The following is a 23,018-nucleotide window of genomic DNA, read 5'->3' as shown; positions in this document are numbered from 1 at the left end:
GCCGTTACCCACCCAGGACGCGGTCGAGGTACGCGTTGCGGAAGACCCGCGACGGGTCGAGACGGTCGCGCAGCGCGACGAACTCGTCGAACCTCGGGTACCGCTCCTGCAGGGCCGCCGCCCCGAGCGTGTGCATCTTGCCCCAGTGCGGGCGGCCGTCGTGCGCGAGCAGCGCCTCCTCGACCGCGCCGAAGTATTCGGAGGGATCGGTCCGCCAGAACCTGTGCACGGCGATGTACCCGGTGTCACGACCGTGGGCGGTCGACATCCAGCGATCGTCGGCTGCCGCCGCGCGCACCTCGATGGGAAACTCGATGCGCCACCCTCGCTCGCCGATCAGGCGCTGCACGGCGGTGAAGGCCTCCCTGAGGCGGGACAGCGGCACCGCGTACTCCATCTCGCGGAACCGGACGCCGCGGGCTGTGGCGAAGACTCGGTGCGATGCGTTCGAGAACGTGCGGTCGCCCCACACCTTCGCCGAGAGTCGGTTGATCCGGGGAACGAGGGCGGGGATCGCTCTCCCGGTCGAGCACACCGCCTGATGCGCGATGCCGCCGATGAACACGTCATCGACCCACTTCGCGAGCGGCGGCTGCGGCGAGATCGGGGTGTCGGCTGAACGGCGTGTGTTCGTCTTCGTCAAGGCGACGTCGGTGTGCGGAAACCAATAGAACTCGAAGTGATCGGCACCGCCCATGCGCGCATCCACATGGGACACGACGTCTGCGAGCGGTTCGGGACGCTCGATCGCGTGCAACGTGAACGCGGGCACGCATTGGACGGTGACGTCGACGAGCACGCCGAGGGCCCCGAGGCCGAGCGCAACCGCCGGCAGCAGTTCAGGATGCTCCTCGTCCGAGACCGTGAGCAGCTCGCCGTCTGCCGTGACCAGCGTCGCACCGACGATCTGCGTCGCGATGCCGCCGAACGTCGTGCCCGTGCCGTGGGTGCCCGTCGAGATCGCCCCCGAGATCGACTGCCTGTCGATATCGCCGAGATTCTCCATCGCGAGGCCATAGGGAGCAAGGAGCGCGGGGATGCGATGCAGACGGGTACCGGCGAGCAGACGGACGCGTGAGCGCTCCCGATCGACGTCGATCAGACCGGACAGGTCGGACAGGTCCAGCAGTGTTCCCGGCGCGACGGCGATGCCCGAGAAGCTGTGCCCGGCGCCGATCGCCTTGACCGGAATGCCACGCGACGCCGAAGCCCGCACCGCCCGTCGCACGGCCGCGACGGTCGGCGGAAACTCCACGCGCTGCGGCCGTACTCGTTCGCTGCGACCCCAGTTCTGCCACTCGCCGCCCGGTCGCGTCACAGGAAGCTCTTGCCTTCGCCCCGGTAGGTCCGACTCTCACCGACCACCTCGGCGCCACGCACGAGGTGGTAACGGTCGACCCGCTCAGCGAGCTCACCGCTCTTGGCATGCCGGAACCACACCCGGTCGCCCACCCGCAGCCCGCGCGCCGACGCGCCCTGCAGCGGGGTCTGCACCTCGCCGGCGCCCTCTCTGGGCAGCATCGACAGGCCGATCGGCCACACCGGCAGCGGCTGTCTGGACGCGAGCGGAGGCCCCGACGCGATCCAGCCGCCACCCAGCACCGTTGCGATGTCATCGAGGGGCTTGCGGACGACCTCGAGTCCGAAGGCCGCGGCAGGCGCCGGATCGAACGCCCGATATCGGTCGAACAGGTGCCCGGCGAGCAGACCGCTGCCCGCCGTCGTCTCGGTGACCGATTCGTCGGCCGCCGTCGATTCGAGCGATCCCGTACCCCCGCCGTTGACGAACTCGAGCTCGGCACTCTGGCGCACGGCGGAGACGATCGCCGCGCGCCGGTCGACGAGCTCGGCGGCACTGCGCCGCTGCATCCAGCGGATGATCGGCGCCTCCGGGCCGGTGTCGTCCGGCTGCCCCGCGATCTGCGCCTCGTACATCATGAGGCCGACGAGCCTGAAGCCGTCTCGGTCGGCGATGGTGTGCGCGAATCGGGCGACCTGCGCCGCGTCGTGCAGCGGCGATCGCCGCACCCCGACGTGGCCGAGGACGGGCGAACGCCACGAGGCATCGGCGTCGATCGCGACCCGCACCTCTGGCCGCGAGCCGGGCCGAGCGACGGCGTCGATGAGATCCAGCTGCGCCGGGTCGTCGACCATGAGCGTGATCCGCCGGCACGCATCGGCGTCGCCGACGAGTTGCGCCAACGCCGCCCGGTCGACCGTGGGGTAACCGAGCACGATGTCGTCGTGGTCGGCCGCGAGCCACAGCGCCTCGGGCAGCGTGAAGGCGAGGATGCCGGCATACCCCGGGAGGGCGAGTGTCGCGTCGACAATCTGCCGCACCCGGATCGACTTGCTGGCCACACGGATCGGCACGCCGCCGGAGCGGACCACCAGATCGGGCGCGTTGTACCGCAGCGCATCGACATCGATCGTCGCGACCGGCCCCGACAACCCGGAGACGGCCGCGGTGCGGTCAGCCCATCGCTGCGCGAGATCGGCTGACGGCGAAGCCGCAACGTCGGCCAGCAGGTCGAGGCTCATCGGTTCGCTCCTTCGCAGGGTGTCGGTACCCCCGCTGGGACTCGAACCCAGACTGAAGCGATTTTAAGTCGCCTGCCTCTGCCATTGGGCTACGGGGGCCTGAGCCCACCCTAGCCCGGCAGACTCAGCCCGCCTTGGACGTGCTCGCTGCCTTCTTCGCCGCCGGCTTCTTGGTTGCGGGCTTGTCTGCGGCGGGCTTGTCTGCTGCAGGCGCAGCATCCTTCGGTGCCTCTGCCGCGGGGGCGGGCTTCGCCGCAGGGGCTGCCGCGCCGGCGGCCGGACGCGGACGGGCCGCGAACTCTTCGAACACGTATCGAGGGTTCTGCACCGTCTGCAGGGTCACGTTGTCGCGGCCGAGCCAGAAGTTCTGCCACCAGTCGCCGATGACGCGCCACTTGCGCTCCCACGACGGCATGGCCATGCCGTGGTAGCCCCGGTGTGCACACCACGCCAGGAAGCCCTTGAGCGCGATCTTTCCGGACTGGAACACGCCGTTGTACAGACCGAGACCTGCGACCGCACCGAGGTTGTGGTGCACGTACTCGCGGGGCAGTTCGCCGCGCAGGACGGCGACGAGGTTCTTGGCGAGCAGCTTCGCCTGACGCACCGCGTGCTGTGCGTTGGGCACGCAGTACCCACCCACGCCGCCACCGCTCAGGTCGGGGACGGCGGAGACGTCACCGGCAGCCCATGCGCCCTCGACGAACGCCTCGGGGGTACCCACGCGCAGGTCTGCGCGGGTCGCGATGCGACCGCGCTCCTCGACGGGCAGGTCACTGCCGCGCACCACGGTCGGGTTCGCCATGACACCGGCGGTCCAGATGATCAGGTCTGTCGGGATGACCTCACCGGTCGACAGTTCGACGTTGCCGTCGACAGCGCCGGTGACCTGGGTGTCGAGGTGCACGTTCGCGCCGCGCTTGGCGAGGTCCTTGAGGACCCACTCGCTCGTCGGCAGCGACACCTCGGGCATGATGCGACCCATCGCCTCGATCAGGTGGAAGTGCGTGTCTTCGAAGCGGAGCTGCGGGTAGTCCTTCAGCAGCGACGACGCCAGCGCACGGGTCTCGGCGAACACCTCGATGCCGGCGAAACCACCGCCGACGACGACGGTCGTCAGCAGCCGATCGCGCTCGGGACCGGCGGGGAGGTTCGAGGCTCGGTCGAAGTTGGTGAGGATGCGGTCGCGGATCGCGACGGCCTCTTCGATCGTCTTCAGGCCGATCGCGTTGTCGGCGATGCCCGGGATCGGGAAGGTGCGCGAGACCGCACCCGCGGTGACGACGATCTGGTCGTACGACTCCTGCCACGGCTCGCCGTCGGCGGGCGTGATGGTCGCCGTCTTGTTCGCGTGGTCGATGCCGGTGACCTTGGCCGTGACCACACGCGTCTTCTTGAGGTGACGACGGTGACCGACGATGACGTGGCGTGCTTCGATCTCGCCGGCTGCGACCTCGGGGAGGAACGGCTGGTACGTCATGTACGGCAGCGGGTCGACGATCGTGACTTCGGCTTCGCCCTTGCGGAGGTGCTTCTCGAGCTTCCACGCGGTGTAGAAGCCCGCGTAGCCGCCTCCGACGACAAGAATCTTGGGCACGGTGCTGGTCACTGGGGTGGTGCTCCTTGGTTCAACGGCTCGGCGCGCGCGGAATTGCGCGCCGATCTGACTCGCCGGGCAGCAGCGGTGACGCCGAGCGCCACCAGTATAGCCGTCAGCGTCGCACCGACGAGCGGGACGGTGCCGTAGCGCAGCGTCTCGGCCGACGGAAGCAATGAGGAGGAGCGCTCGGTCGGCCCCTCGGCGGGCGGCAGCGCCTCGACGGTCACCGGTGTCACCGTCGGGGTCGCCTGCGGTCCCGCTTCGGCGCGTCGGTTGACGCGCACCCATTCCTTGAGGTCACCCATGGGATTGGTCGTGACGGCCGCGACATCGGCCGACACCGCAGCTTCGGCGTCGATGAGACCGTACCCGTAGAGGGCTCGGCTGCCGTTCGGCACCGCGGTCGCCGTGCGGATGATGCGGTTGATGACGTTCGCGGCATCCAGGTCGGGATAGGCCGACCGCACGAGCGCGGCGATGCCGGCCACGATCGGCGCTGCGCCACTCGTGCCGTTCCAGCTGACGACCCGACCGTCCGCCGAGACACCGCGCAATTGCTCGCTGGGCGCCGAGATGCCGATCGTGATGCCCTGCGTCGATGCCTCGACGCTGGCCTTACCGGTCTTGTCGACACCACCGACGGTCAGCACGCCCGGAATCGTCGCCGGGGCGCCAACGCGGTCGGTGCCGCTGCCCCGGTTGCCCGCTGCGACGACCACGACGACGTCGTGCTCGTAGGCGTAGAGGAACGCGTCGTCCCAGCTGCGGTCCCAGTCGAGCGTGTTCGTCGTGAAGGACAGGTTGATGACGTCGGCACCGTGGTCGACGGCCCAGTGCATCGCTTCGGCGACCTGATCGACGAAGGGCACCGAGGAGGTCGCCCCGAATCCGACCGACAGCGACAGCAGCTTCGCGGCGGGGGCGACGCCGATCATGCCGGTGTCCTCACCCGTACCGCGGGCGGCCGCGAGGGATGCGACCCAGCTGCCGTGGTTGGCGTCGACCGCGCCGACCGGCGAGCGGCCATCGGACGCCCCGACGCCGGAGAAGTCGGCGCCCCCTGCGACGGCGCCCGCGAACTCCTCCGGATCGCGTGCGATGCCGGTGTCGATGATCGCGATCGTCGTGCCAGCGCCGCGCGTCGTCTTCCAGGCTTCGGTGACGCCGTAGTCCTCGAGCCAGTATTCGGCGGCCCGGATGGGGTCCGGCGTCGGCTCGGGTGCGGCCGCTCCCGCGGTCAACAATGTCACCGCAAGCGCCGCGGCGACGGCGGCGGGCAGGACCCGTCGGATCACGACCCGCCTCCGGGATCGGTGCACACGCAGCGCTCGGGCGACCAATCGCCGAGTTCGAGCGCACGATCGCCGATGGGGTTCACGCCCGGGCCTGCGGCGAGGCTGTGCGCCGCGAGGGCGTGGAGGCACTTCACGCGGGTCGGCATGCCGCCGGCGGAAATGCCGTCGATCTCCTCTACCTCGCCGTACGACGCACGGTCGGCGAGGTAGGCGCGGTGCGCGTGCGCGTATCCCGCCGCGATGTCTTCGTCGTCGGCGAGCAGTTGCGCGAGCTCTCGCATGACGTGCGTCGCCTCGAGCGCGCTCATCGCGGCCGTCGCCCCAGGGTGCGTCAGGTAGTAGAACGTCGGGAAGGGCGTACCGTCCGGGAGCCGGGGCTCTGTCGCCACCACGGTGGGGTTGCCGCACACGCAGCGGGCTGCGACGCCGACCACGCCGCGCATGGGGCGTCCGAGCTGACCGCGCATGACGTCGAGGTCACGGTCGGTGGCAGGCGTCAGAGTGGCACTCACTCGCACTAGGGTAGCGGCCGAGGCCGCGAGGATGCTCAGGGGGCCGTGGTCGCCGTCTGCGCCAGGCCGGCGCCGGTGACGGATCGAACGAGCTGAGACATCCAGTCGGTGCGCGTCTCGGCGACTTCGTCGCTGACGGCATCCTGCTCCTGCGGGCGCTCGGCCGCCGGCAGGTCGTTGTCGATGAGGTACACGACCTCGCCCGGAGTGACGTAGTAGAGCCGCTCACGCGCTTGCGCCGTGATGTAGGCCGGGTCCGACCAGCGTTCGCGCTCGGCCTCGAGGTCGGCGACCTGCTGTTCGGTCACCTGCACGGCCTCTTCGAGTGCCGCGATCTGCTGCCGCTGGTCGAGGTAGGTGCCGATCGTCGGCACGAGCACGAAGGCCGCGAGGACGACGAGTCCGAGCATGATGGCCGTGAACGCCGAGAAGCGGATGCCGCCGACCCAGTCGCGCACGTCGACGCGGCGTCGCTCGTTCGACGGCGCGCCGGAACCGCTGCGGACAGCAGAAGGGGGAGCCGGTCGTCGTGTCACGGCTCCCCCTTCTGTCTGGTGCGGTCTGTCAGCCCTTGAAGCGCGGGAAGGCTGCGCGGCCGATGAACTCCGCCGCGTCACCCAGCTCTTCTTCGATGCGCAGAAGCTGATTGTATTTCGCGACGCGCTCGCTGCGTGCGGGCGCGCCGCTCTTGATCTGACCCGCGTTGACCGCGACCGACAGATCGGCGATCGTCGTGTCTTCGGTCTCACCCGAACGGTGCGAGAGCATCGTGGTGTACCCGGCGCGGTGCGCGACCGAGATCGCGTCGAGCGTCTCGGAGAGCGTGCCGATCTGGTTCACCTTGACCAGGAGCGAGTTGGCGGCACCGCGGGCGATGCCGTCGGCCAGACGCTGCGGGTTGGTGACGAACAGGTCGTCGCCCACGAGCTGGACCTTGCTGCCGAGCTTCTCGGTGAGCGCGGTCCAGTTGTCCCAGTCGTCCTCGGCGAGGGCGTCTTCGATCGTGACGATCGGGAAGCTGTCGACGAGGTCGATGTAGTAGTCGGTCAGCTCGTCGGCGTTCCAGTCCTTGTTGTCGAGGCGGTATACGCCGTCGTTGAAGAACTCCGTCGCCGCGACGTCCAGACCCAGGGCGATCTCGGAGCCCGGCTTGAAGCCGGCCTTCTCGATCGCCTTGACGAGGAACTCGAGGCCCTCACGGTTGCTGGGGAGGTCGGGGGCGAAGCCACCCTCGTCGCCGAGGCCCGTGGCGTAGCCCGCAGCCTTCAGCTCGCCCTTGAGGACGTGGTAGACCTCGGTGCCCCAGCGCAGCGACTCGGAGAAGCTCGACGCGCCGATGGGCGCGAGGAAGAACTCCTGCATGTCGATGCCGTTGTCGGCGTGCTCGCCACCGTTGATGACGTTGAACAGCGGAACGGGCAGCACGTGCGCGTTCGGGCCGCCCAGGTAGCGGAACAGCGGCAGGTCCGAGCTGTCAGCAGCGGCCTTCGCAACGGCGAGCGAGACGCCCAGGATCGCGTTGGCGCCGCAGCGGCCCTTGTTCTCGGTGCCGTCGACACCGATGAGGATCTCGTCGACGACGCGCTGCTCGCTGGCATCCACGCCCTCGATCGCCGGGCCGAGCTCGTCGATGACAGCCGCGACCGCCTTGAGCACGCCCTTGCCGCCGTAGCGGCTCTTGTCGCCGTCGCGCAGCTCGTACGCTTCGAATGCGCCGGTGGAGGCGCCGGAGGGGACGGCCGCGCGCTGGACGATGCCGTCGTCGAGCAGCACCTCCACCTCGACGGTCGGGTTGCCGCGCGAATCCAGGATTTCGCGGGCGCCTACAGCCTCGATCAATGCCACAGGGGACTCCTTGCTTGTGGAGGATGAATCTCGGAGCGTCGTCGGTCCGCACCCGAGTCTAGTGATCAGCGCGGCCCGCCGCAGTCCCGTGTCGCTTCAGCGCACGATGGCCACAGCGACGCCGTCCCACCCCTTCGCGTCGAGGGTCTGCAGCGCGGTCGCATCGAAGCGCGGATCGGTGCCGAGCATCTCGAGGCCCGCGCGCACGCCGACGATCTGCGAGTCGGTCGTGTGCGCGTCGGCGACCTTGCCAGAACGTGCCACGTTGTCGACGACGATGACGGTGCCGGGCCGCCCGAGCCTGGCCGCCCAGTCGAGGTAGATCGTGTTCGATTCCTTGTCGGCGTCGATGAAGACGAGGTCGAACGGCGCCTCCCCCGAAAGCCGCGGCAACACGTCGGCGGCGCGACCGATCTCGATGCGCACCCTGTGTGCGACGCCCGCGCGCTCGAGGCTGCGCCGCGCCACGGCCGCATTGTCGGGCTCGGCCTCGATCGTGACGACCTCGCCGCCCTCTGACACGGCCCGCGCCAGCCAGATCGTGGAGTACCCACCGAGCGTCCCGATCTCGAGCACGCGCCGTGCCCCTGCGATCCGCGCCAGGAGGTGCAGGAACTTCGCGTTCACCGGCGCGACTTCGATTGCCGGCATCCCCGCCTCGTGCTGGGCGGCGACGGCCGCTTCGAGGTCGGGGTCGTGCCCGACGAGCGTGTCGGCGAAGTAGCGGTCGACGGCCTGCCAGCCCGCAGGCGTGGGTGTCGGTTCGGTCATGGCACCAGCCAACCCGCCCCGCCTCGGACGCGTCAAGCTCCCAACGCGACGGCATCACGTCGGCATTCGCATTGTGGTTGTCACACAAGCGATGGCTCGAGAGACAGTGGACACCCGCACACTTGCGGCATGCGCATCACGCCCCGTCGTCTCGCCATCGGTATGAGCCTCTGGATCCCGAACCTCTGCGCGGGCATTCGCGTGCGCCGCTTCTCGGAGGACTGGACCGAGGCGGTCGTCGAGCTTCACGTGAACCTGCTCACCCGCAACTACGTGAAGACGGCGTTCGGCGGATCGATGTCGGCGATGACCGACCCGTACTTCTTCATGCTGGTCATGCATCAGCTCGGCCGCGACTACGTCGTGTGGGACACGAAGGGTGAGATCGAGTTCGTCAAGCCCGGCCGCGGCGTGCTGACGGCGCGCTTCGAGGTGTCCCCTGCGAAGGTCGCCGACCTGCGCGAACGCGCCCACGGCGGCGCGAAGGTGCTCGAGTGGTTCGAGACCGACATCACCGACAGCGACGGCGACGTCGTCGCGCGCGTTCGACGCGAGGTCTATGTGCGCGAGAAGCAGCGGGTCACGGCAGCGAAAGCCGCCTGAGCGTTCACCGGCTCCATCAGGCCCGGTTCCGTGAGGGCGCTCACGTGTCGTGCTGGATCACGCCGGCATCCTCACGGTGGTCGTCGGTGCCGCCCGGCGGGTAGTCGGTCAGCTCGGGGCGACGGGCGAGCATGAGTGCGCTCACCAGCAGCCCGCCCCACACGATCACGAGGGCGAGCACCAGGAAGGTGATGGCGATCGGGGTCATCGACGGACCTCCTTCTCGAACGCCGGCCAAGGCGTGAAGTCATCGGGCTTCCGGCGCCACGGCAGGAACGTCATGACGGCCGCCGCGATCACGAGGAACACCACGGTGCCCCAGCCGAAATACAGCAAATAGTCGGCGGGGTAGCCCTCGTAGCCGTCGACGACGAGTGTGATGATCCGCTGGATGAGCATGTAGCCCAGCACGATCGGTGCAACGACGGCCAGCAGCAGCACCCACACGCGACCGACGCGGAAGGTCGAGAGCCGGTTGAGGTGCGAACGCAGTTCCTCTCCCCGCCGGAACACCCAGATGACGAGGATCGTGACGAGGATCGCCGATGCGACGATGCCGATGTTGTTGGCCCACTGGTCGACGGTGTCGAGGGTGATGAGCCCCGTCGTGGTCGAGAAGCCGAGAATCGACAGCACGGCCGAGCCGCCGCCGATGATGAGAGCCGCCGAGCGGGGCGTCAGCCCGAACTTCTCCTGCACGGCGGCGGAGACCACCTGCAGCACCGAGACGAGCGATGTGAAGCCGGCGAGGGCGAGCGCGCCGAAGAACAGCACGCCGAAGATCGTGCCGCCCGGCATTTCGGACACGATCGCCGGGAAGGTGACGAACGAGAGGATGGGGCCTGCGATGCCGTCCAGCTCTGACACCTCCACGCCCTGCTCGAACGCGAAGAACCCGAGCGTCGCGAACACGCCGATGCCGGCGAGGATCTCGAACGACGAGTTCGAGAACGCGACGACCAGGCCCGGCGTGGTGAGGTTCGAACGGCGCTTGCGGTACGACGCGTAGGTGACCATGATGCCGAACGCGATCGACAGCGAGAAGAAGATCTGGCTGTACGCCGCGATCCACACGTTCGGATCAGCGAGTGCCGAGAAGTCGGGCGTGAACAAGGCGTTCAGGCCATCCGCCGCACCGTCGAGGAACAGGGCACGGACCACGAGCGCGACGAAGGCGATCAGCAGCACCGGCAGGGCGATCACGTTGACGCGCTGCAGCCCCTTGGCGACGCCGAGCGCGAGCACGATGATCGTCGCGATCCACACGAGTGCGAGCGGAATGAGCACGCTCGGCACGAACGTCATGCTCAGGCCGGGGTCGGAGACCTGCAGGTAGTCCTTGAGGAAGAACGCCTCGGGGTCGTCCCCCCAGCGCAGGTCGAACGAGAACACGAAGAAGCTCAGCGCCCAGGCGATGACGGCGGTGTAGTACAGCCCGATGACAAACGCGATCGCGACCTGGAACCACCCCAGCGATTCGAGCCAGCGGCCACGAGGGCCCCCGAGTCGGCGGAACGCCGTGGGTGCGGATCCGCGGAAGCGGTGACCGATCGCATAGTCGAGGAACAGGATCGGAATACCGGCGGTCAGCAGCGCGACGAGATACGGGATCAGGAACGCCCCGCCGCCGTTCTCGTACGCCACCCCCGGGAAGCGCCAGATGTTGCCGAGGCCGACTGCCGACCCGATGGCCGACAGGATGAACCCGACCTGCCCGGTCCACTGCTCACGTGCCTGCGGCGGGGCCGCATTGGTCTGACTCACGTCGCTCCTTCCGGCCGCCCAGACGACGCGACGGCGCGTGGACGCACGCTACCAGTCCTGCTGTGCCCGGTCGAGACGACCCGGGGCGGCAGCGTCAGTCCAGCGGCTTGACCTCGAGGTCAGCGCGTGCAGCGCCGGCACGGACGGTCGCGAACGCGGTGTAGCCGTCCTGGGCCGCCCGCTCCAGCAGCCCCTTCAGGTTCTTCGTGCGCTGCTCGAGCCGCACCCGCGCTCCCTCGGCCACCAAGGCGCTCTTCAGCGCGACCAGTTCGGCGACCGGAACGTCACGATCATGGACGAGCACGATCGCCGCGCTCCCCTGCTCGTCGCCCGCCGCGACGAGGTCGACGATGCGCTCGAAACCGATCGAGAAGCCGACGGCCGGAACGTCCTGGCCGAGGAACCGACCGATCATGCCGTCGTAGCGACCACCGCCGCCGAGCGAGGAGTCGACACTCGGGTGGGCGAGTTCGAAGATCGTGCCGGTGTAGTACCCCATGCCGCGCACGAGAAACGGATCGAACACGAGCGGAACATCGCCGCCCCGGGCTCCCGCCACCGCGTCTCCAATGGCGATGAGGGCGTCGACGGCCTCGTCGGCGATCCCATCAGGCAGGGCGGCGCGGATCTGCTCCGCACCGAACGGGCGCGCGATGAGCAGCTGCGGACGGGTCAGGAACGCATCGAAGGCGTCGACGGCGGCATCCGTCGCGCCGCGCTCGCGCAGCTCAGCGGTCACGCCGTCGGGACCGATCTTGTCGAGCTTGTCGATCGTGATCAGCACACCTGGGCGCTCGTCGGGCGAGAACCCGAACACGTCGAGCATCCCATCGAGCAGGCGGCGGTCGTTGATACGGATGCTGCCGCCTTCGAGCCCGAGCGCGTCGAGCGTGTCGAGGCTCGCGACGATGAGCTCGGCCTCCGCGCGACCGGACGCGTCACCGATGATGTCGATGTCGCACTGCATGAACTGGCGATAGCGCCCCTTCTGCGGGCGCTCTGCCCGCCAGACCGGTGCGATCTGGATCGACCGGAACACCGTCGGCAGCTGGCCGCGGTTGGTCGCGTAGAAGCGCGCCAGCGGCACCGTCAGGTCGTAGCGAAGACCCAGGTCGCTGAGCGCAGCCTGGTCGTCGGCGCCGGCGCGCACGGCGTCGGCATCCAGCCCTCGCTTGAGGATGTTGAAGGCGAGCTTCTCGTTGTCGCCGCCGATACCCGCGTGCAGTCGGGCGTGGTCCTCCATGACCGGGGTCTCGATCTCGTCGAAGCCGTGGGCGCGGTAGCGCTCGCGGATGACGGCGAGCACGCGCTCGCGGCGGGCCTTGTCGGCGGGGAGGAAGTCGCGCATGCCGCGCGGCGGGTTCACGGTGGGCACCGGACTATTGTTCCAGGTCGGCGGGCCGCTCCCCCGCTTCTGCCGTGCGCACGTCTCCCTCGAGGCCACGAAGTCGCTGCCGCAATGCGCGTTCGGCGTCCCAGCCGTTCGCGCGCGCCGTCGCCACGAGTGCCAGCAGCGCCTCGCCCAACTCCGCCTCGCTGCCGACCGGCTGCGTGGGCGTGGCGCCGACCCCGACAGCGGTCGCCTTGCCCAGCAGCTTCTGCGCGAGGGCGAGCGAAGGCATGTGATGCGAGACCCCGTCGAGCACGCTCGTGCGGGTGCGCTTCTCGGCCGCCTTCGCCGCGTTCCAGTGCACGAGTACCTCTTCGGGTGTCGTCGCCACGGCATCCGCGAAGACGTGCGGATGACGCCGCACCATCTTCTCGACGAGGCCGTCTGCGACGTCGTCGATGGTGAACGGCGCGGCCTCGTCGCGCGAGGCGATCTCGGCGTGGAAGAGCACCTGCCACAGGAGGTCGCCGAGCTCTTCGCGCAGATCGTCACGCGTGCCGGCTTCGACGGCGTCGATCAGCTCGGCCGCCTCCTCCTGCAGGTAGGGCACGAGATCTTCATGCGTGATCTGCTGCGACCACACGCACCGGTCGCGCACCGCGCGCATCGTCTCGGCGGCCTGCCGCAGCGGATCGGTCACGCCGGCTGCTCCTGCGCGACGGCGATCCGGCGGTGGTGCATCGCGCGCCACGACACCAGCACGCCCGACAGAATCAGCGAGACCATCGAGCCTGCGAGCACACCGAGCGTCGCCTGATCACGGATCTCCGCCTCGCCCGCGAATGCGAGCTCGGAGAGCAGCAGCGAGACGGTGAACCCGATTCCGCCGAGCGCGCCGGCCGCGAGCAGATCGCCGACGGCAAGTGGCGGCGGATCGCCCTCGTGGCGGCCGACGCGCTGCGAGATCCACCCTGCGGCGGTGATGCCGACGATCTTGCCGATGGGGAGCGCGACGAGCACGCCCCAGAACGCGGGCGACAGTTCGCTCGCGCGCACCGCGGGGATCGCGACGGATGCCGAGGCGAACGCGAACAGCGGCAGCACGATCGCATTGACCCACGGCTCGAGATGGTGACGCGCTTGCAGCGCCGGCTGCTGGATCATGACGAGTCCGAGGGCGACGCCCGCAATGGTCGCGTGCACGCCCGACTGGTACACGAAGTACCAGGTGAGGATACCGACGAGCACCAGCGCGATGCCGGCCGGGACGCGGCCGCGTGTGTCGAGCTGGCCGCTCAGGATGCGGAAGATGACGACGCCGACGACCGCGAGCCCCAGGTACAAGAAGTTCACGTCGCTCGTGAACAGCACCGCGATGAGCACGATGCCGACGATGTCGTCGAGGATCGCGAGCGCCAGCAGGAACACGCGCAAAGCCGACGGCAGCCCCTTGCCGAACACGGCGAGCACTCCCAGCGCGAACGCGATGTCGGTCGCCGTCGGGATCGGCCAGCCCGACGCGGCATCGGTGCCGTGTGCGAAGGCGAGGTAGGCAGCGATGGGCACGAGCACGCCGCCGGCAGCGGCGATCGCAGGACGGAGGGCCTTCTTGGCGGAATTGAGCTGACCGCTGGTCAACTCGAACTGCAACTCGACGGCCACGACGAAGAAGAAGACCGCGAGCAGTCCGTCGGCGATCCAGTGGCCGACATCCATCTGCAGCAGGCCGGGGATGCCGACGTACGCGTGTTTGACGGCCTGCACCCCGTCGGCGATCGGAGAGTTGGCGAGGATCAATCCCAGCGCCGCGGCGGCGAGGAGGATGATCGCGGGGAAACGTGCAGAGCGCAGCAGGCGCATAGGAGCCTTTCCAGGGTCGATGAGCAGGAATGCCGACCAGACTTCCCGGCGCACCAGCATCCAGCGTAACGCGTGATCGGCGGGAAACACGGGCGCACTAGCGTGGAGGGATGCGTGAACCCACCCCGACCGAAGCCCTCGATCTGGTCGGCCGTGCCGACGCCGAGCAGGAGCTGCCCGAGCAGATGCGCGCCGACGTCCGCCTGCTCGGCTCACTCCTGGGCCGCGTGCTGCGCGAGAGCGGATCGGCGGGACTGTACGAAGACGTCGAGCGACTCCGGCAGGCCACGATCGCCGCGTACACCGACGAGTCCCCCGAGGCGTTCGAGCATGCCGCCGCGATCGCCGATTCGTTCTCGGTCGACCGCGCCGACGAGGTCGCCCGCGCCTTCACCGCCTACTTCCACCTCGCGAACCTCGCCGAAGAGAGTCAGCGCGTCCGCGTCCTGCGCGAACGCGACGGACGGCCCGACCGGGAGCAGGTGACCGACTCGGTCGCCGCGGCCTTCGTACGGCTCGCCGCCGAAGTCGGCGACGACACCGCACTGCGTCGACTGCAGAACATGCGCTTCCACCCGGTCTTCACGGCGCACCCGACCGAAGCGCGCCGGCGTGCGGTCTCGACCAGCATCCGGCGCCTGGAGACGCTGCTGGGCGAGCACGACTCGGCGATCGACGGCGGCGCCGACCAGCGCCGCGCCGAGCGCCGCATGCTCGAAGAGATCGACACGCTGTGGCGCACTGCCCCGCTGCGCGCAGAGAAGCCGACGCCCGTCGACGAGGTGCGCTCGATCATGGCCGTCTTCGACGAAACGCTCTACACGGCGATCCCGCACGTGTACCGCCGTGTCGACGACGCCCTTCAGGGGCCCGGCGCCGGCAGCCGCTCCCCCGTCGTCCGCCCCTTCGTGCGCCTGGGTACCTGGGTCGGCGGCGACCGCGACGGCAACCCCTTCGTCACGGCGTCGGTCACCAAGAAGGCCGCCGCGATCGCGTCGGAGCATATCCTCATCGGACTCGAGCGCAGCGCCTCGCGTATCGCGCGAGGCCTCACCCTCGCCGCCGACACGACGCCACCGTCGGACGCCCTCGTGCTGCTGTGGGACCGCCTGGCGGCCGCCGACGAGGATGCCGCGAGCGACATCGTCACCCGAGCGCCCGGCGAGCCGCACAAGCGCGTCATGATGCTCATCGCCCGGCGCATCGCAGCAACCCGCGACCGTGACGCAGACCTCGCGTATCGCAACCCCGAGCACCTGCTCACCGACCTGCGCACCGTGCAGGCGTCGCTCGTCGCCGCGGGGGCGCCCCGACAGGCGTACGGGCATCTGCAGCAGCTGCTCTGGCAGGTGGAGACCTACGGCTTCCACCTCGCCGAACTCGAAGTGCGGCAGCACTCCGCCGTGCACGCGAAGGTGCTCGCCGAGTGCGAGGCAGGCGGCGCGCTCAGCGACCAGGCCCGCGAGGTGCTCGACGTCTTCCGGGCGATCGCGCAGATCCAGAAGCGCTACGGCCCGCGCGCCGCCGGTCGCTACATCGTCTCGTTCACGCAATCGGCCGAGGACCTCGTCACGGTGTACCGCCTCGCGCGTCATGCCGTCGGCGCAGAGGGCACCCTGCCCGTGCTCGACGTCATCCCGCTGTTCGAGACGTTCGCCGACCTCCAGGCGGCACCGCAGATCATGGCCGAGGTCGTGCAGCACGAAGCGTTCGCGCAGCGACTGGCCGAGACCGCCAACCGACTCGAAGTGATGCTCGGCTACTCCGACTCGTCGAAGGACGTCGGCCCCGTCGCCGCGAACCTCGCCCTGTACGACGCGCAGGCGAAGATCTCGGCGTGGGCGCAGGAACAGGGCATCGAACTCACCCTCTTCCACGGCCGCGGCGGAGCGCTCGGTCGCGGCGGCGGCCCGGCGAACTCCGCGATCCTCGCGCAGCCGCCGCACTCCGTCGACGGCCGCTTCAAGCTCACCGAGCAGGGCGAGGTGATCTTCGCGCGCTACGGCGACCCCGCCATCGCGATGCGCCACATCGACCAGGTCGCCGCGGCGACCCTGCTCGCATCGGCGCCCTCGAACGAGAAGCGCAACCGTCAAGCTGCGCAGCGCTACGCCGAGGTCGCATCCGCGATGGACAGCGCATCCCGCGAGCGCTTCTTCTCGCTCGTGAAGGCGGACGGGTTCGCGCAGTGGTTCGCGACGGTGACCCCCATGGAGGAGATCGGCCTGCTCGCGCTCGGTTCCCGCCCGGCCCGCCGCGGACTGTCGGTCGAGTCCCTCGAAGACCTCCGGGCGATTCCGTGGGTGTTCGCGTGGTCGCAGGCGCGCATCAACCTTGCCGGCTGGTTCGGGCTCGGCACGGCACTTGAGGCCGTCGGCGACGAGGCGCTGCTGCGGCGGGCGTACGAGGAATGGCCACTGCTTCGCACCATGATCGACAACGTCGGCATGTCGCTCGCGAAGGCCGACCCCCGCATCGCCCGCCGCTACCTGGCGCTCGGTGATCGCGACGACCTCGCCGACCTCGTGATGGACGAGATGCTGCTGACCCGCGACTGGGTGACCCGCATCGTCGGCGGCGACGGACTGCTCGCCAACAAGCCCGTGCTGCAACGCGCGGTCAAGATGCGCAGCCCCTACGTCGACGCGCTCTCGCTGCTGCAGTTGCGTGCCCTGCGCGCGCTGCGCTCCGACGAATCCGAGCAGGCGCCCCCGCACTGGCAGCGGCTGCTGCTGCTGTCGGTCAGCGGCGTGTCGGCGGGTCTGCAGAACACCGGGTGAGTCACCGAGTTCGGGTCAGTCGGCGGGGCGGTCGAGCGCGTGGCGCGAGAGCGCGGCAGCGTAGCGCTCGGTGAGCTGAACCATCAGGTCGGGGGTGTCGCGGTCGAGACCGAAGACGAACCCCGGAAAGTCGAGTTCCTGCTGCAGTTCCCAGATCTCGTCGTGCCGGTCGGGTGAGAGCATCCGCGCCGGGTCACCGACGGCGACCCAGCCGATCGGCACGACCGAGCCCTCCGGCAGCACCGTGCGCAGGTGCACGACCGCGTTGATGCGCACCTCGCTGCGCCGCCCGATGCGTGCACCGTTGAAGATGCGTGTGCCGGTCGCCAGGAACACTTCGTCGGCGATCGTCGCGCCCGCCACCGATGCCATCGGCCCGACGAGCACGTGCGACCCGATGTGCACGGGATGCACGGCGCTGGCGCGCACGAGTGCGTTCTCCATGACGATGACGTTCTCGCCGAGGGTCACGGGGCCGCCCTCGGCCGTGATCACGACGCCGTGCAACACCTGGCTGCCGGCGCCGACCGTCACGTCGCCCGAGATGACAGCCGTCGGTGCGATCACGGCGTCGGGGTGGATGCGGGGCCGCGCCCCGAGGTGCTCGTAGCGCATGGCGCCACAATAGCGGCTGCGGTTCAGGCCGCGGGCTCGGGATCGGCGACCGGCAGCGGGAACATCTGATCGAGCAGTTGCCTCACCCAGGCGATGAGGTCGGCGTCTGCGAGCGGCGCGCCGTCTGCCGTCGGCAACGGCACGATCATCGCCTCCCCACCCGAGAGCACCTTGGCCTTCGGGTGCAGGCGCTGCAGGCGGACGCGCATGGAATCGGGCAGTCGCGCGGGCGCGATCCGGAGGTTCGGTCCCATCGCGACGACATCGGTGAGCTGCGACTGGGCGACTCGACGACGAAGGCGAGCGACCGAGAAGAGACCCTCGACGGATGCCGGCGGTTCACCGTATCGGTCGCGCAGCTCTTCGATGACGAGGTCGATCGCATCGTCTTTCGCGCTGATCGCCGCGGCGGCCGACAGCTTCTGGTACGCCTCGAGGCGCAGTCGTTCGCTGTCGATGTACGACTCGGGCACGCGCGCCTCGACGGGAAGTTCGAGGCGCAGCTCGGCCGGGCCCTCGGTCTCTTCGCCGCGGAAGGTCGCGACGGCCTCCCCGATCATGCGCAGGTACAGGTCGAAGCCGACGCCGGCGATGTGACCGGCCTGCTCGGCGCCCAGCAGGTTGCCGGCGCCGCGGATCTCGAGGTCTTTCAGCGCGACCTGCATGCCGCTGCCGAGGTCGTTGTTGACCGCGATGGTCTCGAGTCGGTCGGCTGCCGTCTCACTGAGGGGTTTCATGTCGTCGTAGAGGAAGTAGGCGTAGGCGCGCTCGCGGCCACGCCCGACGCGGCCGCGCAGCTGGTGGAGTTGGCTGAGCCCGTACTTGTCGGCGCGATCGATGATGATCGTGTTCGCGTTGGAGATGTCGAGGCCGGTCTCGATGATCGTCGTCGAGACGAGGACGTCGGCCTTGCGCTCCCAGAAGTCGTCGACGACCTGTTCGAGCTGGTGCTCCCCCATCTGGCCGTGCGCGACGACGACCCGCGCCTCGGGCACGAGTTCGGCGAGCTGCGATGCGACGCGCTGAATCGACTGCACGCGATTGTGGACGTAGAAGACCTGCCCTTCACGCAGCAGCTCACGACGGATGGCCGCGGCGACCTGCTTGTCGTTGCGCGGTCCGACGTAGCTGAGAATGGGATGCCGGTCCTCGGGCGGGGTCTGGAGCGTCGACATCTCGCGGATGCCGGTGACGGCCATCTCGAGCGTGCGGGGAATGGGTGTCGCACTCATCGCGAGGATGTCGACGTTGGTCTTGAGCTTCTTCAGCGCATCCTTGTGTTCGACGCCGAAGCGCTGCTCCTCGTCGATGATCATGAGGCCGAGGTCTTTGAAGACCACCTTCTCGGTGAGGATGCGGTGGGTGCCGATGACCATGTCGACGCTGCCGTCGAGCAGCCCCGTGAGGGTGTCGCGCGCCTCCTTGTCGGTCTGGAAGCGCGAGAGCGGGCGCACTTTGACCGGGAATCCCGCGTAACGCTCCGTGAAGGTCTCGAGGTGCTGTTTGACCAGGAGGGTCGTGGGCACGAGCATCGCGACCTGTTTGCCTTCCTGAATGGCCTTGAACGCGGCGCGCACGGCGACCTCGGTCTTGCCGAAGCCGACATCGCCCGACAGGAGCCTGTCCATCGGAATCGGCCGCTCCATGTCTGCTTTGATCTCGTCGATCGTCTGGAGCTGATCGGCAGTCTCGGCGAACGGGAACGCTTCTTCGAGCTCGCGCTGCCACGGTGTATCGGGGCCGAAAGCATGCCCCTTCGACGACATGCGCGCCGAGTACAGCTTGACGAGTTCGACGGCGATGTCGCGCACGGCCTTGCGCGCCTTGCCCTTGGCCGCCGCCCAGTCGCTGCCGCCCATCTTCGACAGCACCGGGGCTTCGCCACCGACGTAGCGCGAGAGCTGGTCGAGCTGATCGGTGGGCACGAACAGCTTGTCGCCCGGGTACCCTCGCTTGGACGGCGCATATTCGAGCACGAGGTACTCGCGCGTGGTCTTGACCGCATTGCGTCCACCCGAGGACACCTCGCGCTGCACGAGTTCGACGAACTTGCCGATGCCGTGCGTGGCGTGCACGACAGGGTCGCCGGGATTCAGCTGCAGCGGGTCGACGACGTTGCGTCGGCGCGACGCGAGCTTCTTCACGACGCGTGTGTCGCCGCCGATCGTGCGCCCGTAGAACTCCGATTCGGTGAGCACGGCGAGCCGGGCCTGCGGAATCTGGAATCCGCGTTCGAGGCGCGCGACAGCCAGGTGGGCGACGCCCGGTTCTGGAGCGGCCTCAAGGCCGTCGACGACGCGCGAAGCGACGCCTCGCTCCGACAGGACATCGTGTGCGCGGTCGACGAGACCCGAGCCGGTCGCGGTGACGACGACGCGCCAGCCGTCGGCCAGCAGCGCCTGCACGTGCCCGACGGCGCCGTCCACGCTGCCCTGGAACGACGGCACCGGGGTGCCGGGAACGCGGAGCGTGCCGTCCTCGTCGCTGAGCCCTTCGGCGACGGCGTCGGCCGCGCCGGAGTCGAACGCGCTGAAGGACCACCAGCGCCCCCCGCGATCGGCCGCGGCCTGACGCAGGTCGGGCAGCGTCAAGAAGTCGCCCGCACCGAGGTCGACGGGCGTGTCGGCGCCGGCAGTGGCGGCGCTCCACGCGGCGTCGAGGAACTCACGGTTCGTTTCGCCGAGCGTGAGGGCGCGCGTCACGGCGCGCTCCGGATCGAGAAGCGCCACCGGCGCGCCATCGGGCAGGTAGTCCAGCAGGGGTACGACGCTGTCGACGAGTGCCGGCAGGAGCGACTCCATGCCCTCGACGGGGATGCCTTCGGACATCTTCTCGAGCATGCCGCGAAGGCCCGGGAATCGGTCCTGCAGCGCGAGTGCGCGCAGCCGGACGTCCTCGGTCAGCAGCAGTTCGCGGCTGGGCGGCAGCTCGACGAACTGCACGTCGCCTGGCAGGGAGCGTTGGTCGGCCACGGAGAAGGCGCGGATCTGATCGACCTCGTCGCCGAAGAACTCGACGCGGAACGGGTGGGCCGATGTCGGCGGGAACACGTCGAGGATCCCGCCGCGCACAGCGAACTCCCCGCGCCGCGCGACCATGTCGACGCGGTGGTACGCGAGTTCGACGAGCCGCTTGACGGTCTCCTCGAGTTCGAGGCCTCGCGCGCCCACGCGCAGTTCGACGACGCCTGCCGAGACGAGGCCTGCGGCGAGCGGTTGCAGCGCTGCGCGCACCGACGCGGTGACGACGACGGGGCGACCGGTGTCTGCGAGCCGTCGCAGCACTTCGAGGCGGCGGCCGACGGTCTCCGTGCTCGGACTCAACCGTTCGTGGGGCAAGGTCTCCCACGCCGGAAAATGCACGACGTCGACGCCCGGCAGCAGGGCCTCGAGCGCGGTTCCCAGTGCTTCGGCACGGCGTCCTGTGGGCGCGACGGCGAGCATCGTGGCGGTCTCGCCGGCTGCGCGACGTCGCTCGAGCAGTGCGGCGATGAGCGGTGCATCGAGCCCCTCGACGAGCGAGAATTCCGCATCGGTGCGGGATGCCGCCATCGCCGGATGCAGCGCGTCTTCCTGCGCGAGGGCGCGCACGATCCCGGGAACTGTCACCGCAGAAGTCTACGCGGCAGCCCCGACACCCGGCCCGACCGACCGTGCGGCGCCTCTTAAGATGGGCGCATGACCCAGCCTCCGCCGCCGAGCGGGCCCGCGCCGGGGTTCACCGCCCCCGCCGCGCCGTACACGTATCCGACCGCGGCCGCGCCCGCGCTGCCACCGGTCTACGCCCGTGTTCCCGAGCCCGCCGGCCCGGCGACGCTCGGCGTGATCGCGCTGGTGCTCGCGGCGCTCGCGACGATCGGCGCAGGGATCATCGGTGTGGTGGTCGCGCTTCGCGTCGCCGCGACGGTCGGGCCAGATCTGGCCGCCTCAGGCACGTTCGACCCACGCCTGTTCAGTCCCGTTGCGGGTGACGTGCTGGCGGGTGAGCTGGCGTTCTGGATCGGCACGGCACTCGGCGTGGCCGGGTTCGTGCTGGGGTGGGTCGCCGTGGCCCGGCGCCGCGGGCGCGCGTTCGGGGTGGTGGCGATCGTGATCGCCGCGCTGGGCCCCGTCCTGTTCATCGGCGCGGTCGCCGCGATCCTCGGCGTCGCCAGCGCCGGTTGATCCGGCTCAGTCGCGCGGCGCGTGGTAGCGCTGTTGCGCTGAGGTGAGCCCCTCGTCGATGAGCTGCTCGACGGCGTCGGCGGCATCGGCGATGAGGTGCGTGAGCGTTGCGCGCTCGGCGCTCGAGAAGGGGTCGAGCACCCAGTCGGCGGGGTCCTGGCGGCCGGGAGGCCTGCCGATCCCGACGCGCACCCGAGGAAAGTCCGGGGTGCCCAACGCTTTGGCGACGTCGCGCACGCCGTTGTGACCGCCGTGGCCGCCGCCGGTCTTGAGCTTGAGGGTGTCGAAGGGGATGTCGAGTTCGTCGTGCACGACGACGATGCGTTCCGCGGGCACCCCGTAGAACTTGGCCAGCGCCGAGACGGGGCCGCCCGACACGTTCATGAAGCTGTTCGGCTTGGCGAGCACCATCTTCGCCGCGCCGGGGCGCAGCCATGACTCGGCCGCGCGGGCGTTGCTCTTGTGGGCTCGCAGCGTTTCGCCGCGGCGGGAGGCGAGTTCGTCGACGACCATCTGACCGACGTTGTGCCTCGTCGCCTCATAGCGCTGGCCGGGGTTGCCCAGCCCGACGACGATCCAGGTGTCGACCATCGGCATCCTCTCGAAGACGACGCCCGCCGCCACCTGGTGCGGCGGCGACGGGCGTCGTGCGTGTGTGCGTGTCCGCGATTACTCGGCGGCCTCGGCCTCGGCCTCGGCTGCCTCGGACGCGTCGCCCTCGGTCTCCTCGGTCGCCTCATCCTCTTCGACCGGTGCCGGCGGCAGCGTGACGGCGACGATGAGGGTCTCGGGGTCGGCGACGAGCGCGGCGCCCTTGGGCAGGGTGAGGTCGGCGGCGGTGATGTGCGCGCCCTCCTCGAGGCCCTCGACGTCGACGACGACGTGCTCGGGGATGTGGGTGGCCTCGACCTCGAGCGTGACCGAGGTGTGCTCGAGGGTGGCGATCGTGCCGGAGAAGGGCTCACCGGTGACGGAGACGGGCACGTCGACCTGGATCTTCTCGCCCTTCTTCACGACGAGGAGGTCGATGTGCTCGATGATCTGGTGCACGGGGTCCTTCTGGACGTCCTTGACCAGCGTGAGCTGCTGCTTGCCGTCGATGACGAGCTCGAGCAAGGCGTTCGCGCGGCGCACCAGCAGGCTGACCTGGTGGCCGGGCAGCGCGACGTGCACGGGCGAGGTGCCGTGGCCGTAGATGACGGCGGGGATCTGACCTGCGGCGCGCAGGCGGCGGGCGAAGCCCTTGCCGAACTGCTCGCGCAGTTCGGCGACGACCTTGGTGTCGGTCTCAGTCGACATGTCTGTTTCTCCTTGCGGGCTGTTGCAGCCCAGATACGGG

General features: G+C 69.6%; 20 protein-coding genes and 1 tRNA gene. 3 read left to right on the top strand and 18 right to left on the bottom strand.

Annotation, left to right across the window (positions count from 1 at the left end; all coding sequences use genetic code 11):
• Window positions 1–4 precede the first annotated feature (4 nt).
• The 9 genes from ACSF8R_RS02445 to ACSF8R_RS02405 form a co-directional block, all read right to left on the bottom strand.
• The gene (locus tag ACSF8R_RS02445) at window positions 5–1,318 is read right to left on the bottom strand and encodes a D-arabinono-1,4-lactone oxidase (protein WP_434810241.1); all 1,314 of its coding nucleotides are present in this window, start codon (window positions 1,316–1,318) and stop codon (window positions 5–7) included.
• Window positions 1,315–2,541: an alanine racemase gene (locus ACSF8R_RS02440; RefSeq protein WP_434810240.1), complete on the bottom strand. Its 1,227-nt coding sequence runs from the start codon at window positions 2,539–2,541 to the stop codon at window positions 1,315–1,317. The genes ACSF8R_RS02445 and ACSF8R_RS02440 overlap by 4 nt, the downstream gene beginning before the upstream one ends.
• 26 nt (window positions 2,542–2,567) lie before the next feature.
• A tRNA-Leu gene (locus ACSF8R_RS02435) sits at window positions 2,568–2,640 on the bottom strand.
• Window positions 2,641–2,665: 25 nt separating this feature from the next.
• A complete protein-coding gene (locus ACSF8R_RS02430) occupies window positions 2,666–4,138 on the bottom strand; it encodes an NAD(P)/FAD-dependent oxidoreductase (RefSeq protein WP_434810384.1) in 1,473 nt (490 codons plus the stop codon).
• Between the two features lie 8 nt (window positions 4,139–4,146).
• The gene (locus ACSF8R_RS02425) at window positions 4,147–5,436 is read right to left on the bottom strand and encodes a S8 family peptidase (protein ID WP_434810239.1); all 1,290 of its coding nucleotides are present in this window, start codon (window positions 5,434–5,436) and stop codon (window positions 4,147–4,149) included.
• Window positions 5,433–5,903, bottom strand: a complete 471-nt coding sequence (locus tag ACSF8R_RS02420) for a DUF501 domain-containing protein (protein WP_434810383.1) — start codon at window positions 5,901–5,903, stop codon at window positions 5,433–5,435. Before ACSF8R_RS02420 ends, ACSF8R_RS02425 begins: the two co-directional genes overlap by 4 nt.
• 80 nt (window positions 5,904–5,983) lie before the next feature.
• Complete coding sequence (locus ACSF8R_RS02415; protein ID WP_434810238.1) at window positions 5,984–6,484, bottom strand: FtsB family cell division protein; 501 nt, start codon at window positions 6,482–6,484, stop codon at window positions 5,984–5,986.
• A gap of 28 nt (window positions 6,485–6,512) precedes the next feature.
• Complete coding sequence (eno, locus tag ACSF8R_RS02410; RefSeq protein WP_434810237.1) at window positions 6,513–7,793, bottom strand: phosphopyruvate hydratase; 1,281 nt, start codon at window positions 7,791–7,793, stop codon at window positions 6,513–6,515.
• A gap of 96 nt (window positions 7,794–7,889) precedes the next feature.
• Entirely contained in the window at window positions 7,890–8,564 is a 675-nt protein-coding gene (locus tag ACSF8R_RS02405) for an O-methyltransferase (protein WP_434810236.1), read from the bottom strand.
• A 129-nt stretch (window positions 8,565–8,693) separates the two neighbouring features.
• Between ACSF8R_RS02405 and ACSF8R_RS02400 the strand changes: the two genes are divergently transcribed.
• Window positions 8,694–9,167 carry a DUF4442 domain-containing protein gene (locus ACSF8R_RS02400; protein WP_434810235.1) on the top strand — a complete coding sequence of 158 codons (474 nt, stop codon included), beginning with the start codon at window positions 8,694–8,696 and terminating at the stop codon, window positions 9,165–9,167.
• Between the two features lie 40 nt (window positions 9,168–9,207).
• On the opposite strand, the gene ACSF8R_RS02395 is transcribed toward ACSF8R_RS02400, so the two are convergent.
• The 5 genes from ACSF8R_RS02395 to nhaA form a co-directional block, all read right to left on the bottom strand.
• Complete coding sequence (locus ACSF8R_RS02395) at window positions 9,208–9,375, bottom strand: methionine/alanine import family NSS transporter small subunit (RefSeq protein WP_434810234.1); 168 nt, start codon at window positions 9,373–9,375, stop codon at window positions 9,208–9,210.
• Entirely contained in the window at window positions 9,372–10,931 is a 1,560-nt protein-coding gene (locus ACSF8R_RS02390; RefSeq protein WP_434810233.1) for a sodium-dependent transporter, read from the bottom strand. Before ACSF8R_RS02390 ends, ACSF8R_RS02395 begins: the two co-directional genes overlap by 4 nt.
• Window positions 10,932–11,025: 94 nt before the next feature.
• The gene (gene hisS / locus ACSF8R_RS02385) at window positions 11,026–12,279 is read right to left on the bottom strand and encodes a histidine--tRNA ligase (protein WP_434810382.1); all 1,254 of its coding nucleotides are present in this window, start codon (window positions 12,277–12,279) and stop codon (window positions 11,026–11,028) included.
• 31 nt (window positions 12,280–12,310) lie between these two features.
• Window positions 12,311–12,928, bottom strand: coding sequence for a MazG family protein (locus tag ACSF8R_RS02380; RefSeq protein WP_434810381.1), 618 nt, complete (start codon window positions 12,926–12,928; stop codon window positions 12,311–12,313).
• A 29-nt stretch (window positions 12,929–12,957) separates the two neighbouring features.
• On the bottom strand, window positions 12,958–14,121 hold the full coding sequence (gene nhaA / locus ACSF8R_RS02375; RefSeq protein ID WP_434810380.1) for a Na+/H+ antiporter NhaA: 1,164 nt from the start codon (window positions 14,119–14,121) through the stop codon (window positions 12,958–12,960).
• Between the two features lie 110 nt (window positions 14,122–14,231).
• Between nhaA and ACSF8R_RS02370 the strand changes: the two genes are divergently transcribed.
• Window positions 14,232–16,901: a phosphoenolpyruvate carboxylase gene (locus tag ACSF8R_RS02370; protein ID WP_434810232.1), complete on the top strand. Its 2,670-nt coding sequence runs from the start codon at window positions 14,232–14,234 to the stop codon at window positions 16,899–16,901.
• 15 nt (window positions 16,902–16,916) lie between these two features.
• On the opposite strand, the gene ACSF8R_RS02365 is transcribed toward ACSF8R_RS02370, so the two are convergent.
• Both ACSF8R_RS02365 and mfd read right to left on the bottom strand, forming a co-directional pair.
• Window positions 16,917–17,516, bottom strand: coding sequence for a gamma carbonic anhydrase family protein (locus ACSF8R_RS02365; RefSeq protein ID WP_434810231.1), 600 nt, complete (start codon window positions 17,514–17,516; stop codon window positions 16,917–16,919).
• A gap of 23 nt (window positions 17,517–17,539) precedes the next feature.
• A complete protein-coding gene (mfd, locus tag ACSF8R_RS02360; protein ID WP_434810379.1) occupies window positions 17,540–21,067 on the bottom strand; it encodes a transcription-repair coupling factor in 3,528 nt (1,175 codons plus the stop codon).
• A 126-nt stretch (window positions 21,068–21,193) separates the two neighbouring features.
• Here mfd and ACSF8R_RS02355 point away from each other — a divergent pair, with 126 nt between their 5' ends.
• Entirely contained in the window at window positions 21,194–21,679 is a 486-nt protein-coding gene (locus tag ACSF8R_RS02355; protein ID WP_434810230.1) for a hypothetical protein, read from the top strand.
• A 6-nt stretch (window positions 21,680–21,685) separates the two neighbouring features.
• Here the strand turns inward: ACSF8R_RS02355 and pth are convergent, their stop codons facing one another.
• Both pth and ACSF8R_RS02345 read right to left on the bottom strand, forming a co-directional pair.
• A complete protein-coding gene (pth, locus tag ACSF8R_RS02350; protein WP_434810229.1) occupies window positions 21,686–22,270 on the bottom strand; it encodes an aminoacyl-tRNA hydrolase in 585 nt (194 codons plus the stop codon).
• A gap of 78 nt (window positions 22,271–22,348) precedes the next feature.
• Window positions 22,349–22,978 carry a 50S ribosomal protein L25/general stress protein Ctc gene (locus ACSF8R_RS02345; RefSeq protein WP_434810228.1) on the bottom strand — a complete coding sequence of 210 codons (630 nt, stop codon included), beginning with the start codon at window positions 22,976–22,978 and terminating at the stop codon, window positions 22,349–22,351.
• Window positions 22,979–23,018 lie beyond the last annotated feature (40 nt).

It is taken from the genome of Microbacterium sp. bgisy189 (assembly GCF_965345345.1).
Taxonomy (GTDB): domain Bacteria; phylum Actinomycetota; class Actinomycetes; order Actinomycetales; family Microbacteriaceae; genus Microbacterium.
The sequence above is the reverse complement of the archived record's forward strand: the minus strand, read 5'-3'. Positions and strand labels throughout refer to the sequence as shown.

What these genes read in the sequence shown, in the direction of transcription:
- mfd (WP_434810379.1), bottom strand. Translation starts at nt 21,067, where the DNA reads ATGGCGGCATCCCGCACCGATGCGGAATTCTCGCTCGTCGAGGGGCTC.
- ACSF8R_RS02345 (WP_434810228.1), bottom strand. Translation starts at nt 22,978, where the DNA reads ATGTCGACTGAGACCGACACCAAGGTCGTCGCCGAACTGCGCGAGCAG.
- ACSF8R_RS02405 (WP_434810236.1), bottom strand. Translation starts at nt 8,564, where the DNA reads ATGACCGAACCGACACCCACGCCTGCGGGCTGGCAGGCCGTCGACCGC.
- hisS (WP_434810382.1), bottom strand. Translation starts at nt 12,279, where the DNA reads ATGCGCGACTTCCTCCCCGCCGACAAGGCCCGCCGCGAGCGCGTGCTC.
- ACSF8R_RS02420 (WP_434810383.1), bottom strand. Translation starts at nt 5,903, where the DNA reads ATGCGCGGTCAGCTCGGACGCCCCATGCGCGGCGTGGTCGGCGTCGCA.
- ACSF8R_RS02365 (WP_434810231.1), bottom strand. Translation starts at nt 17,516, where the DNA reads ATGCGCTACGAGCACCTCGGGGCGCGGCCCCGCATCCACCCCGACGCC.
- pth (WP_434810229.1), bottom strand. Translation starts at nt 22,270, where the DNA reads ATGGTCGACACCTGGATCGTCGTCGGGCTGGGCAACCCCGGCCAGCGC.
- ACSF8R_RS02370 (WP_434810232.1), top strand. Translation starts at nt 14,232, where the DNA reads ATGCGTGAACCCACCCCGACCGAAGCCCTCGATCTGGTCGGCCGTGCC.
- ACSF8R_RS02440 (WP_434810240.1), bottom strand. Translation starts at nt 2,541, where the DNA reads ATGAGCCTCGACCTGCTGGCCGACGTTGCGGCTTCGCCGTCAGCCGAT.
- ACSF8R_RS02380 (WP_434810381.1), bottom strand. Translation starts at nt 12,928, where the DNA reads ATGCGCGCGGTGCGCGACCGGTGCGTGTGGTCGCAGCAGATCACGCAT.
- ACSF8R_RS02355 (WP_434810230.1), top strand. Translation starts at nt 21,194, where the DNA reads ATGACCCAGCCTCCGCCGCCGAGCGGGCCCGCGCCGGGGTTCACCGCC.
- ACSF8R_RS02400 (WP_434810235.1), top strand. Translation starts at nt 8,694, where the DNA reads ATGCGCATCACGCCCCGTCGTCTCGCCATCGGTATGAGCCTCTGGATC.
- ACSF8R_RS02395 (WP_434810234.1), bottom strand. Translation starts at nt 9,375, where the DNA reads ATGACCCCGATCGCCATCACCTTCCTGGTGCTCGCCCTCGTGATCGTG.
- nhaA (WP_434810380.1), bottom strand. Translation starts at nt 14,121, where the DNA reads ATGCGCCTGCTGCGCTCTGCACGTTTCCCCGCGATCATCCTCCTCGCC.